At 31.7% G+C, this 12,009-nt stretch carries 13 protein-coding genes; 1 reads left to right on the top strand and 12 read right to left on the bottom strand.

Annotated elements, in window-relative coordinates; translation table 11 throughout:
- Positions 1 to 333: 333 nt before the first annotated feature.
- From ACH2BV_RS15800 to ACH2BV_RS15765, 8 genes are all read right to left on the bottom strand, one after another.
- On the bottom strand, positions 334 to 1,245 hold the full coding sequence (locus tag ACH2BV_RS15800; protein ID WP_395051739.1) for a hypothetical protein: 912 nt from the start codon (positions 1,243 to 1,245) through the stop codon (positions 334 to 336).
- Between the two features lie 10 nt (positions 1,246 to 1,255).
- Positions 1,256 to 2,494 (bottom strand): hypothetical protein, encoded by a 1,239-nt coding sequence (locus tag ACH2BV_RS15795; RefSeq protein ID WP_395051738.1) that lies wholly within the window; start codon positions 2,492 to 2,494, stop codon positions 1,256 to 1,258.
- Positions 2,495 to 2,497: 3 nt separating this feature from the next.
- Positions 2,498 to 2,899 (bottom strand): hypothetical protein, encoded by a 402-nt coding sequence (locus tag ACH2BV_RS15790; protein ID WP_395051737.1) that lies wholly within the window; start codon positions 2,897 to 2,899, stop codon positions 2,498 to 2,500.
- Between the two features lie 539 nt (positions 2,900 to 3,438).
- A complete protein-coding gene (locus tag ACH2BV_RS15785) occupies positions 3,439 to 3,639 on the bottom strand; it encodes a hypothetical protein (protein WP_395051736.1) in 201 nt (66 codons plus the stop codon).
- 11 nt (positions 3,640 to 3,650) lie between these two features.
- On the bottom strand, positions 3,651 to 3,953 hold the full coding sequence (locus tag ACH2BV_RS15780; RefSeq protein ID WP_395051735.1) for a hypothetical protein: 303 nt from the start codon (positions 3,951 to 3,953) through the stop codon (positions 3,651 to 3,653).
- A gap of 419 nt (positions 3,954 to 4,372) precedes the next feature.
- The gene (locus ACH2BV_RS15775; protein ID WP_395051734.1) at positions 4,373 to 5,041 is read right to left on the bottom strand and encodes a response regulator; all 669 of its coding nucleotides are present in this window, start codon (positions 5,039 to 5,041) and stop codon (positions 4,373 to 4,375) included.
- A 9-nt stretch (positions 5,042 to 5,050) separates the two neighbouring features.
- Entirely contained in the window at positions 5,051 to 6,775 is a 1,725-nt protein-coding gene (locus ACH2BV_RS15770) for an ATP-binding protein (protein ID WP_395051733.1), read from the bottom strand.
- 62 nt (positions 6,776 to 6,837) lie between these two features.
- Positions 6,838 to 6,996 (bottom strand): hypothetical protein, encoded by a 159-nt coding sequence (locus ACH2BV_RS15765; RefSeq protein WP_395051732.1) that lies wholly within the window; start codon positions 6,994 to 6,996, stop codon positions 6,838 to 6,840.
- 337 nt (positions 6,997 to 7,333) lie between these two features.
- Between ACH2BV_RS15765 and ACH2BV_RS15760 the strand changes: the two genes are divergently transcribed.
- Positions 7,334 to 8,203: a hypothetical protein gene (locus tag ACH2BV_RS15760; protein ID WP_395051731.1), complete on the top strand. Its 870-nt coding sequence runs from the start codon at positions 7,334 to 7,336 to the stop codon at positions 8,201 to 8,203.
- 315 nt (positions 8,204 to 8,518) lie between these two features.
- Here ACH2BV_RS15760 and rplT read toward each other — a convergent pair whose 3' ends face one another.
- The 4 genes from rplT to thrS form a co-directional block, all read right to left on the bottom strand.
- Positions 8,519 to 8,863, bottom strand: coding sequence for a 50S ribosomal protein L20 (rplT, locus tag ACH2BV_RS15755; RefSeq protein ID WP_194311600.1), 345 nt, complete (start codon positions 8,861 to 8,863; stop codon positions 8,519 to 8,521).
- A 148-nt stretch (positions 8,864 to 9,011) separates the two neighbouring features.
- On the bottom strand, positions 9,012 to 9,209 hold the full coding sequence (rpmI, locus tag ACH2BV_RS15750) for a 50S ribosomal protein L35 (protein ID WP_194311601.1): 198 nt from the start codon (positions 9,207 to 9,209) through the stop codon (positions 9,012 to 9,014).
- A gap of 108 nt (positions 9,210 to 9,317) precedes the next feature.
- Positions 9,318 to 9,875 (bottom strand): translation initiation factor IF-3, encoded by a 558-nt coding sequence (gene infC, locus ACH2BV_RS15745; RefSeq protein WP_394344383.1) that lies wholly within the window; start codon positions 9,873 to 9,875, stop codon positions 9,318 to 9,320.
- 16 nt (positions 9,876 to 9,891) lie between these two features.
- Positions 9,892 to 11,838, bottom strand: coding sequence for a threonine--tRNA ligase (gene thrS, locus ACH2BV_RS15740; RefSeq protein WP_395051730.1), 1,947 nt, complete (start codon positions 11,836 to 11,838; stop codon positions 9,892 to 9,894).
- Between the last annotated feature and the right edge of the window lie 171 nt (positions 11,839 to 12,009).

Genomic DNA, 12,009 nt, shown 5'->3' with positions numbered 1-12,009 from the left:
ATATTGGTTTGTTTAGCGACTTCAAGATACTGAATTTCAGTATCTTGACCAATATTTATCCGACTTATTTTACTTTAAATAATTACACCCAACGGGTTTGATATAATAATTTTAATCAAATTTACCATAATTTAGGAGTGATTAAATACTTTATTTTCTAGTAATTAGAGCTTTAATAATTGCTCCACCGATTTTGCTTTTATACCTTGTTTGTTGTCGGGATACCCGTTTGTATTGCATTTTGTTGTTTTACTTCTGTGATTCCTACGAATCATGTTCAAGAGAATGAAAGCCCACATATATTTAAATATGTTTTTAGATTATTGACTTTATTTAGATGGCAAAGAAATCAGCAATTCGTTTTTGTGAATGAACAGGTAAATCCGAATAAAATATTCCAGGTCTTTTTATTCCCATTTCAGAAAACCATTTTGTTAGTATGAATTTAATTATATCTTCATCAGATTTGTATTTTTCTGAAGAAGATGAAACCTCTAATACTAGAACTTCTAAATTTGTTAAATCGTTTCTTTTACTTATTAAACCAAAGTCAGTTTTAGTTATATCACTTTCCCAATTTGTATTATTTCTTAATTTGAATTTATCTAATATTTGAGGTGTAATATAAGAATATCTATTTTTCTCATTTAATACTGTGTTTTTATGATAGATATATCCATCAGTAACGATAACTAAAATATTCCTATAATTTTCATTTTTATCGACACACATATCTACATCATCTTTAAAAAAACGCCAAATATCACTGCCACACCAGTTTTTATCAATCAAGGTTTGTTTATATATTTTCGTTAAATTATCAGTAAATATATTTGTTACATTGTCATATACATCTTTTTTTTGTGAATTAGACATTGCCGAACAATCTACATTTAGCTTTTCTGCATACAAATTTACATTTGAATCATTTGGTGTTGGACTGAATATTACTTGGATTTTTCCATTTGAATTAAATGTGCCTCGTTTTTTCATATCACTAACAAAATAATTAGAAATAGACTTAACTATTTCAATATCTCTCATATAATGTTGAGGATTTGTTGGATTTAATGTCGTGTCAATTCTGTTTGATAAATCTAATAAAATTGAGATATTTAGTTGTTTCGATTCATTTTTTATCGAAGTCCTATTATTAGAGTTTTCAGAGTTCTTTGAATATTCAGATTTGCCATTGCAAGCCATCATAAAAATGCATATTAGAGCAAATGAACTATATTTTTTCATAATATTTGATTTAACTATTTCTATTATCACTATCTGCATTTCGAACGAATGCAGTTACAGACTCTTGAATTTCTATGGAAGTTGGAGTTGTAAAACCAATCCCTTGCAAAAAAGATAACCAACCAGCTTGAAAGTTCATAATTTCAAGTTTAATATCACTTATTGGAACTATTATTCCATCAATTATTCTTTTTTCTTTTTCTATTTCTGAATTATTAGCAGATGCAGTATCCTTTGATATTTGAATTTCTTGTTTAATTTTTTTACACTCCAATTTTGAATCAGCTATTTTAGTTTTAATATGTTCCATGGCAACTCTAACTTTATCTAATTTAGCATATGAATCCATTACAAAATCAAAAACAAATCCCCAAATAATATATACGATAAAACCTGCGAAAATAATAGTCCAGAAGTGTATATCAGAAAATGCCATATTTAATTTGTATGCGGGAATATTTTCAAAGGAGTTTTCTTTTGTAATGTTGTAAATCTTTTCTGTTATACCATAAGCTAGAATAGAGTCAAACATAAAAGTTATCAGTATTAACATTCCAACTTTCATGACTTTTCCAAATCCCTTTTGCTCTTGAAATTTATTGATTAAGTAACCTAAACCTAGGAAAACAAATGGAATTGTTAAAATTAGTGCCAACTCTGCTACACCATCAGTCAATGCTCTTCCTATTGCATTCGGATCAAATATAGAACTAGCAACTCCAATGTTATTTAATGCAAATTCTTTAAAAAAAGCAGAATATGTTGCTGAGCTATAAAATATAAATAGATAAACTGTCAAAAACACTAAAATTACAATTCCAATAATAAAACTGGCCTTAACTGCTGGATCTGAAGTTACACTTTCTGGATGTTTCTTTATATTTGATAATTCTTCTTTCAGAGTTTCAATTTTATTTTCTTCATGAGTAAGTTTACTTGTATCATTGGAAATTAGTCCATTGATTTTTTCATTTTCACCTTTCAGATGCTCTATTTTTATTCTATGTGGCTGTTTCAATTCATTTTGTTTTGAATCATCTTCAATAATTTTTTTCTTTATATCTAGATAAACAATATGAAGACATGCTTGTAATCCAGCAAGTGAACCTCCTAATTCACCAGCCTTTTGAAATCCCCATTGTGTATAAGTTAATCCGCCTTTACCTTGTAGTCCTATAATTGGATTACTTTCTTTTATTTCAGGTGATTTAGTATTAAAAAGACCTTTTTTGATTGCTAATATGTCCATAAATTACAGATTTTGGTTGACTATAGATAAAACCTCGGATAATTTTGTATTCTTTTCAACTTCATCTAAAATAAACTGAGTGATAGTTGAAACATGTTCTTGCGCAAATCCAAATTTTGAGCAAAATAGTTCTAAAGTTAGCTTTTCATTTTGATCAATTTTTCCATCAGACCAAGCAATTTGAGCAAGTTCAAATAAATACTCAATTTTTTGGTCAACTGATTCAGGAACATGAAATTTTATTTTATCAGGATGTAAAACTATGGTATCTATTTCTTCATTAGAGATACCTTTCTCTACACCAATCAAATATAATTTTTCTAATTCTATTGGTTCAATTTGCATATCACATAAAGCAATATGGTATAAATTTAAAAAGTGAGATTTTTGCGATTCTGTTACCATAATGAATTATTTAAATTATTATTTATCAATTAAATTTAAAGTTTATACTTTTGATTTCCTTTTCTTTATGTGTTCCATTACTGAAATTCATATAAATTATTGATAATTCGTATGTACATTGTAAAGCAATTTTATCGATTCATACTGCAACTCAGTTTCAGTCATTGGCTTTTTATTAACAATCTTTGAATTGTTAAAAATTTAATATTCAAACCTACGTCTCTTAAAAATCAATTACTTACGAAAAACCTCATTTTGATGATTTTTTTGATAAAATTAAAATTGCATTCCTAACACAAACGGATTATTCCTAATCCTAAATGTTCATTTCCTTCTCCAAATTTTCAACAACAAGAAAACAGCACAAATTAAACCTAAAGCCATAACAGCTAATTGTATAGACGTAACTAAATCAATAGCCAAATACGAGAGTTGTTTCATTGGTTCTGCTTATTTATTATCCAGACTTACCTCGAATAAAAATGATTGCTTTGAGGAATACTTCATTTATTGGAAATTTTTTATAAATTTTGAAGGCTTCATTTCTTATCTCCAACTTTTTCGAGATTGTGTTTTTTGTCTTTAGAAGTTTTAGTATTTCTCTTTATTATTTCATCATCATCAAATTTATAATTTTGGTTGTTGTTGTAAATTATGGGCTGTTTTTTTTCTGTTTTTGGATTACAGGAAAGTGTCAAGCAGCAAAAAATTAGTAATGTAGTCAGGTTAAGTTTTTTCATTTATTTTATATTTAGTCACAACAAGTAAATATTATTTTCATTTGAATTTTTGATTTTCGTTTCAGTTGCTTTTCATTCAAAAGAGCTTTGTTTTGGACATTATTTAGTTGCTCACACAACGCTTCTGATCTTGCTTTCATATAGGGATATTTTGATAGTGAAACGAGATTGCCTTTTAGTGATTTTTTGTAATGTTTGATGTATTCCTTTAAATAGTTTTCATAATCATCAAGGTATTTGTCCCATTTATTTAAAGGTTTTTCGGTACAAATATTTATGTTTTTTGAAATATTTTCAACTTCTTTCTCAATCATAACCTATTTTTTTTATGTGAATTGGATTTTACAATCAAACTAAACTAAATTCAAGTTGTTTTTTTATGAATTTTATACCTTTTTGAATCTTTTTTTTATAGCCAATAATAGAAAAATAATTTGTAATGCGAGCATTAAGGGAATAAATGGAATTTTCCAATCGATATTTGGTCTACTTACTTTTACTAAAAGCAGAATAACTGAAACAATAATTCCAACAGAAATAATGATTGAACTTGGAGTTATTCTTTCTTTATTGGTTAACTTTTGAGTTATTCTCTTTAATTGCATTTGTTTTGGGGCTTGTTTCCATAGTATGGTTTTAAATATTTCCAAAATTAAATCCAATATAAATGACATCCTTACGGGAAACCGTAAAGTGAGGAAATAAATTAAAAAAGAAATTAATAAGGAGGAAATTACACCAAACCTAAATCTTTAGCAATGGCAATGAGATGTACATTATTATTGGCCTTGAAGAATGTTTTGAGCTTGTTGATTCGTTTCTCAATACTGCTGCTGCCATTAGGAATTATTCCAGAGTTTTTGAAATCTAATGCAATTTCATCCAAGATTAACCCTTTGGACAATGACTTTAGAAGTGAAATATCATACGTTTCAATTTCGATTAGGGATTTATCCCTTAACGCGTGAGACAATTCTTGAGAAAGGATTTTCGTATCATTGTTAAATACTCCTCTAATGGCTTTTTTGAGTTCCGGAATACTGTTTCTCCCTTTGGATACGAAGGCATTAATACCTAAATCATTAAAAAGTGATTTGATCCTGAAGGATTTGTCTTCAATAGAAAAAACTACTGTTTTAATATCAGGTTGTATTTTTTTTACGGCTGCGATCAATTCGTCTCCGGAGTTTAGTTTATTCTCCCGATGATCAGTTTTGAATGATAAATCGCTAATCAGCAAGTCGTAAGGCAAATTGTCTTTGAGTGCTTTTTTTACTTTCAAAAAGGCATCGTCACAGTATTTGGCATGGTGAATTTCCGAAACGGAGAGTTCCGCCAAGGCTTGTCCAACTGTGATACTGATACTGTCAAAATCTTCGGCTACTAAAACTTTATTGAACATACTGATTAATTATATAGGAATTTTGAAACTTGTTTTGAACCCTTTTTCAGGTTTAGTATCAAAAGTAATGCTTCCTTTTATAGCTAGAATACGGTTTTCCACATTTTGGAGTCCATTTTTTGAATTTATTTTGTCGAATGCTGCTCCAACTCCATTATCACTGTAATCTATTTGCAATTTATTTTCAGTTTTTTTGAAAGCGATGACAACCAAACTGGATTGACTGTGTTTTTTCATATTGACCAATAGTTCTTGCAGAACACGGTAGACGATAATTTTTTTATTGGCTTCCAAAGCATTCCAGTTGAAAGAATCCATACCATTAATCAAAACATTGACAGCATCGGTATTAAAGCTTGAAATCATTTCTTTGAGACCAGCCACAAAGTGTAATCTGGTGTCAATTGTGCTATTTTCTTTTGAAATATTGCGTGTTCTGGAATAAATGGTGTCTAAATTATTGAGTAAAATCTCTTTGTTTTGACTCGAAGCCAAATCCTGTGTTTCGGCAAAAGCCATTGTGTGATAGACGTCGTTTGCCAATTCGTCGTGCAGTTTTTTGGCAATTCGGGTTTCAGTATCGTAGGAGGTTTGGATTTTTTCTTTTTTGTTTATTGCTTTTAAAAAATAATATAAGAAAATAGTGGACAGAATTCCAATTAGTATCAGAAAATACAAGAGCAGGTTTTTGCTTTTTTGTTGCTCCAGTTCAAGGGCAGTTAGGACCTTCTGGGTTTTTAGTATTAGATTTTCTTCCTTTTCTTTCTTGGAATCGTACTTTATTTTGGCAAATTGATTTCTGGCATTTTGCCTTACTTTATTAATGCTGTCATTGATGTGGATGTATTTTTCGGAATAGAATTTTGATTTATTTCCGGAGCTAGTTTGGATTAATAATGCTAATGATTCCAGTCGATAGTCTACATTATTAGCTTTTGTTCCCTTTTCATAAGCCAATCGCGCATAGTCATTAGCTAATCTTGGATGGGTCTGTTTGTAATATTTAGTAAGATTAAGATAGCTTGTAGCCATTCCTAAGTCATCTTTTATTCTTTTTTTAATTTTTAAGGATTGATTCAAATAGTCAATTCCTTTGGGATTCCCCACTTTGAAGTAAGAATAACCTAGATTATCAAGTGCTTTGGAAAACGATGCTGAATCATTTATAACTTCTATTTTCAAAGTAAAGGGAAGGAGGATTTGTATGGCTCTATAGTAATCATTTTTGGCCATATATGTTACAGCAATATTGTGTATAAACATTAATTTTCGAATTTTGTCGATTTTTAAATTTAACCCCTTCTTGTAATAATATAGTGCATTGTCATAATCATATAGTTTCATATAAACAACCCCAAGTAAATTATAAATGGAGCATTCGTATGTTTGATCCATAGTTTTATTTAAAAAGGGTAGAGCCTCTATAGCAGTAGTCTCACTCCCAGAATAATCTCCTTGGTTTTGTTGAATCTCAGACATTCTTGACAAGGAATAGATGATTCTGGTATTATCTGTTTTTAAGTCACAGAGGGATTTTGCCTTGTTGTGATAATAATAGGCACTATCATATTCTAGGTTTTCAAAATATTTGTCGCCAAGGTCAATGAAACGATCAATTTCTAGTAGATTACTCTTTTTATCAGGTTTGATTATTGATTTTTTGTTGCAAGATGGCAAGATAAGAAATAGGAGTAATAAAACTAAAATCGGGAAATAGACTTTTTTGAGTATCATTTCCCGAAATTACAGAAATTTATTAAATAAAAATAAATCTTCTTAAATAAAGAGCATTGAGATTATGGTTTTGTAGGTGGAATTATAATTGGGTCACCCGGTTCATCAGCTACTACTCTCACTTTATTATTGCTTGGGGTGGTTTGTGTTGTATCATCTGTACAGGAAAGCATTACAATGCTGGCGATGACATACATCGATACTAAAATGATTCTTTTCATTTTTTTTTGGAATTAAAAATTAGACATAGTTTGGGCTGTCCGATATTGAAATCGAATCCTTGCCTGAGCATAAAGCCATTAAAAATGGACTGCTCTTTTGCTTTTTTTGGGAAGTGAAATGTGCTGAAACAGAATGCCAGGATTTATACTTCCCGAATAAACTTGCCATACGGTTTAGCTACATTTTTTTAGAACTAGTTTCGTACATTTGTATTAATTGCAGGTCAAGACAAGAACTAATTCTGAAGCAAAGGAATAGGGTTTTTGAGTGACTATTGACAACGGATTCCAATCATTCCGATGATTCCAAACAATTCCGATTAATTCCATAAATTCTATGAACGAGAATACTATCGATGATTATAAAAAGGCTGTAAAGACTAAATATGAAGAAACAAAAACAGGAGAGTTTTCAGGGTTTTTGTTGAAACCTTCTCCTGCCGAATTGAAAAATTTATGTTTAGTATTGTTTGATAAAGGAATGTGTAAACTGGATCAAGAAATTTTGGATAGATTTTTTGACCTTAATGATAAGTCAAGCAAACGGAAACATATTGAACATTTTGATATGGATAAATTAAAACCGATTGGTAATTTTCTAAAAGGAAATACAGAAACCACGAGAGTTGTAAATCTGGATTTGATTGCGGTTTTGGTAGATTTTAATCCAAGACCTTATAGGAAGTTTATGATTGGTTATGATATAGTGATGTTGACAGCTGATTATAGTATAAACGAAAGTTCAAGAAAAGATAAAAAAAGAGAGAAAAAAAATAAAAAAAGTGGAGGAATTTTAAAGGAATTTAAGAAGAGTACAATTTCTAAACGAATTGCTTTAGTAGTGTTGCCTTTGTTAGTTTTTGGTTCGGTGAGTTATGGTGTCAAAAACATTTTTTTTCCAGACAGGAATTGTATGGTTTGGGTGAAAAATCATTATGAAGCAGTTGAATACGACAAAGTGAAAGATAAGGCTGAAGTTAGTCCCTTAAATCAAGGGATACTAGACAATTTCAAAAAAATAACTGTTAGTGATACAACTACATTCTTTAGAAATGGGAATTATGATAATCCTTTAGTTTGGTATGGAAAATCTCCAAATAAAAGAGAATATGAATTTTTCAATCACCCCGGTTTACATCCTGAAACAGGAAAAACATTAAAGCCTATATCAAAATATATAATTAAGAAATACACACTTAGTAAATAGTAATTTTCAAATTCTGATTTGTACTAATTAGGAATAAGTTGATAAAAAAGCGAAAAAGTGTAAATTAGCCCCGATTACTTCACTTAATTCTTATTTTCAGCGGAGTTCAGTGAACTTCGTTTGCAATGAAAATCCCACGTTATTGCAAGGAACGAAGCAATTTCGTGGATTGAAATGAATAGCGGGACATTTCGAGAAGGGAAAGCGGATGTTATGCTCCTGATGATTTTAGCTAACAATTAGGCACAAAAAAACCCAATCTTTCGACTGGGTTTCTATATAAGTAAGTAATCTTAAATGGAGTTGATAAAACGTTTATTTTACTTTATTAAGTATTGCTTTGAAAGCTACAGGGTGATTCATCGCTAAATCGGCAAGAACTTTACGGTTCAATTCGATGTTATTAGCTTTGCATTTCCCGATGAATTGTGAGTAAGACATTCCTTCTAATCTGGCTCCAGCGTTGATACGTTGAATCCACAAAGCACGGAAATTTCTTTTGTTCACTTTTCTGTCACGGTAAGCATAGCACATAGCTTTCTCAACCGCATTTTTTGCAACTGTCCAAACGTTTTTACGACGACCAAAGAAACCTTTGGCTTGCTTCATTATCTTTTTTCTTCTTGCTCTCTTAGCAACTGAATTTACTGATCTTGGCATAATTTTTCTGTTTTTTTTTGTAGCAGGCGTCCCGAATTTAATCAAGGGAACTTAAGGCCATACTCCAAGGTTATTTTAAATTGTTTTAACCTAAAGAATTTTTTTCCTCTTCTTCTCCCTCACCTTTAGGGGAGGGCTGGGGTGGGGTTTATAGAATTCTTAATTGTTGTTTGATGCTTTTCATATCTGTTTTGTGAACTAGCGCTGAGTGTGTCAAAGCTAATTTACGTTTTTTAGATTTTTTAGTCAAGATGTGACTTTTGAAAGCATGCTTTCTTTTAATCTTTCCAGAACCAGTAACTTTAAAACGTTTCTTGGCGCTAGATTTGGTTTTCATTTTAGGCATTTTTTCCTAGTGTTTTTAATTTATTCTTACTTACTTATCTTTTGTTTCAAGTTTAAAGTTTCAGGTTTAAAGTTGTAAAACTGAACACCGACCACTGCAAACTGAATACTACTTCTTTTTCTTTGGAGCAATAAACATAATCATTCTCTTTCCTTCGAGAACGGGCATTGCTTCTACTTTTCCAAATTCTTCAAGATCTGTGGCTAATCTCAATAATAAGATTTGACCTTGGTCTTTATATATGATAGAACGTCCTTTAAAGAAAACGAACGCTTTCAATTTTGAACCTTCTTTCAGGAATTTTTCTGCATTTTTTCTTTTGAATTCATAATCGTGCTCATCTGTTTGAGGACCAAAACGAATTTCTTTTACTACAATTTGAGTAGATTTTGCTTTAAGCTCTTTTTCACGTTTCTTTTGCATGTAAACGAACTTCTTATAGTCCATTATCTTGCAAACAGGCGGTTCTGCATTTGGCGAAATTTCAACCAAGTCTAATTCGAATTCGTCTGCTAATCGTAACGCTTCAGAAAGTTTAAAAACTCCTGGCTCGATATTTTCACCCACAAGTCTTACTTCTTGCACACCACGGATAAGATTATTAATCCTATGCGCATCTTTTTTTTCTACTCGAGGTTGATAACCTCTATTGCTTCTTATTGCTATGACTTTATTATTTAAGTTAAACTGTAAATGTTTTTAATGTTTTGCCTATTTCTTCGTTTACAATTGCAGCAAATTCTTCAACCGTAACGCTAACATTCCCTTTTCCTTCTTGTCCATGACGACGTATAGATATGGTTCCGTTTTTCTCTTCTTCCTCGCCTATAATCAGCATAAACGGGGTTTTCTGCATCTCTGCATCTCTGATTTTTCTTCCAATTGACTCATTTCTGTTGTCAATTAGGGCGCGAATTTCGTGATTTTCTAGCAGATTTAAAACTTTTTTCGCATATATTTCATATTTCTCGCTCAAACACAATATTATAGCCTGTTCTGGCATCAGCCAAAGTGGGAATTTTCCTGCTGTGTGTTCAATCAGAATAGCAATAAAACGTTCCATAGATCCAAAAGGAGCTCTGTGAATCATGACCGGAGTGTGCAATTGATCGTCAGAACCTTTGTATGTCAATTCAAAACGCTCCGGCAAGTTATAATCTACCTGAATGGTTCCCAATTGCCATTGTCTGCCAAGGGCATCTTTGACCATAAAATCCAACTTTGGACCATAGAAAGCGGCTTCGCCATAAGCCACAACGGTTTTCAATCCTTTATCGGCAGCAGCATTGATAATTGCATTTTCTGCTTTTTCCCAATTCTCATCGCTGCCTATATACTTATCTCTGTTTTCTTGGTCACGTAACGAAATCTGGGCAGTAAAGTTTTCGAATCCTAAAGAACCAAAAACATACAATACCAAGTCAATTACGTTTTTAAACTCTTGATCCAATTGGTCCGGTGTACAAAAAATATGAGCGTCATCCTGGGTAAAGCCACGAACACGAGTCAAACCGTGCAATTCGCCACTTTGTTCGTAACGATATACAGTTCCAAATTCAGCATAACGTTTCGGTAGATCTTTGTACGACCAAGGTCTTACATTATAGATTTCACAGTGATGAGGACAGTTCATTGGTTTCAATAAAAATTCTTCACCTTCGGCTGGAGTATTTATGGGTTGAAAACTATCTGCACCGTATTTAGCATAATGACCAGAAGTCACGTACAATTCCTTTTGTCCAATATGTGGTGTTACTACTTGCTCGTAACCTGCTTTCTTTTGTGCTTTTTTCAAAAATTGCTCTAATCGATCGCGAAGTGCAGCTCCTTTAGGTAGCCATAAAGGCAAACCTTGACCCACTTTCGCTGAGAAAGCAAACAATTCAAGTTCTTTTCCTAGCTTTCTATGGTCACGACGTTTCGCCTCCTCCAACAATTCCAAGTATTCTGTTAAGTCTTTTTGTTTTGGAAATGAAATTCCATAAACACGAGTTAACTGCTTGTTTTTTTCATCACCACGCCAATAAGCACCGGCGATACTCATAATTTTTATTGCCTTGATGATTCCAGTATTAGGAATATGACCTCCACGACACAAATCTGTAAAAGTAGAATGGTCGCAAAAAGTAATCGTTCCGTCTTCCAGATTCGAAATCAACTCGGTTTTATACACATTGTCTTTGTAAACTTCCAAAGCTTCTGCTTTAGAAACAGGACGCAATTTAAATTCGTGTTTCTCTCTTGAAATTTCTAAAATACAATCCTCAATTTTTTTGAAATCGGCATCAGTAATTTTTTGGTCTTCAAAATCCACATCATAGTAGAATCCATTGGCTATTGCTGGCCCAAGGGTTAATTTTATCCCTGGATACATTTCTTCAAGAACCTGCGCCATTACGTGCGAAGTCGAATGCCAGAAAGCTTTTTTACCACCTTCGTCATTCCAAGTATATAATATAAGACTGCCGTCCGTCGTCAAAGGAGTTGTGGTTTCCACAATTGTACCATCAAAAGAAGCCGAAATCACGTTTCTGGCAAATCCTTCACTAATGCTAATAGCAACATCCATAGGAGTTATTCCTGCTGCAAACTCTTTAACTGACCCATCGGGCAAACTAATCTTAATCATTGTTTTTAATTTTGTGAATGCAAATATAAGGCATTACTAAAATACATACAATATATATGTACAAGATTATACATTAACCCGTTGGGTGCAATTATTTAAAGTAAAATAAATTGAATAAATATTGGTCAAGATACTGAAATTCAGTATCTTGAAGTCGCTAAACCGCCAATA

Source organism: Flavobacterium sp. (assembly GCF_043780635.1).
Lineage (GTDB): Bacteria > Bacteroidota > Bacteroidia > Flavobacteriales > Flavobacteriaceae > Flavobacterium.
This window is presented reverse-complemented; position numbering and strand designations above follow the sequence as displayed.

Bases quoted from the DNA above. Each gene is read 5' to 3' on its own strand.
- ACH2BV_RS15800 (WP_395051739.1), bottom strand. From the start codon at position 1,245: ATGAAAAAATATAGTTCATTTGCTCTAATATGCATTTTTATGATGGCT.
- ACH2BV_RS15795 (WP_395051738.1), bottom strand. From the start codon at position 2,494: ATGGACATATTAGCAATCAAAAAAGGTCTTTTTAATACTAAATCACCT.
- ACH2BV_RS15790 (WP_395051737.1), bottom strand. From the start codon at position 2,899: ATGGTAACAGAATCGCAAAAATCTCACTTTTTAAATTTATACCATATT.
- ACH2BV_RS15785 (WP_395051736.1), bottom strand. From the start codon at position 3,639: ATGAAAAAACTTAACCTGACTACATTACTAATTTTTTGCTGCTTGACA.
- ACH2BV_RS15780 (WP_395051735.1), bottom strand. From the start codon at position 3,953: ATGATTGAGAAAGAAGTTGAAAATATTTCAAAAAACATAAATATTTGT.
- ACH2BV_RS15775 (WP_395051734.1), bottom strand. From the start codon at position 5,041: ATGTTCAATAAAGTTTTAGTAGCCGAAGATTTTGACAGTATCAGTATC.
- ACH2BV_RS15770 (WP_395051733.1), bottom strand. From the start codon at position 6,775: ATGATACTCAAAAAAGTCTATTTCCCGATTTTAGTTTTATTACTCCTA.
- ACH2BV_RS15765 (WP_395051732.1), bottom strand. From the start codon at position 6,996: ATGAAAAGAATCATTTTAGTATCGATGTATGTCATCGCCAGCATTGTA.
- ACH2BV_RS15760 (WP_395051731.1), top strand. From the start codon at position 7,334: ATGAACGAGAATACTATCGATGATTATAAAAAGGCTGTAAAGACTAAA.
- rplT (WP_194311600.1), bottom strand. From the start codon at position 8,863: ATGCCAAGATCAGTAAATTCAGTTGCTAAGAGAGCAAGAAGAAAAAAG.
- rpmI (WP_194311601.1), bottom strand. From the start codon at position 9,209: ATGCCTAAAATGAAAACCAAATCTAGCGCCAAGAAACGTTTTAAAGTT.
- thrS (WP_395051730.1), bottom strand. From the start codon at position 11,838: ATGATTAAGATTAGTTTGCCCGATGGGTCAGTTAAAGAGTTTGCAGCA.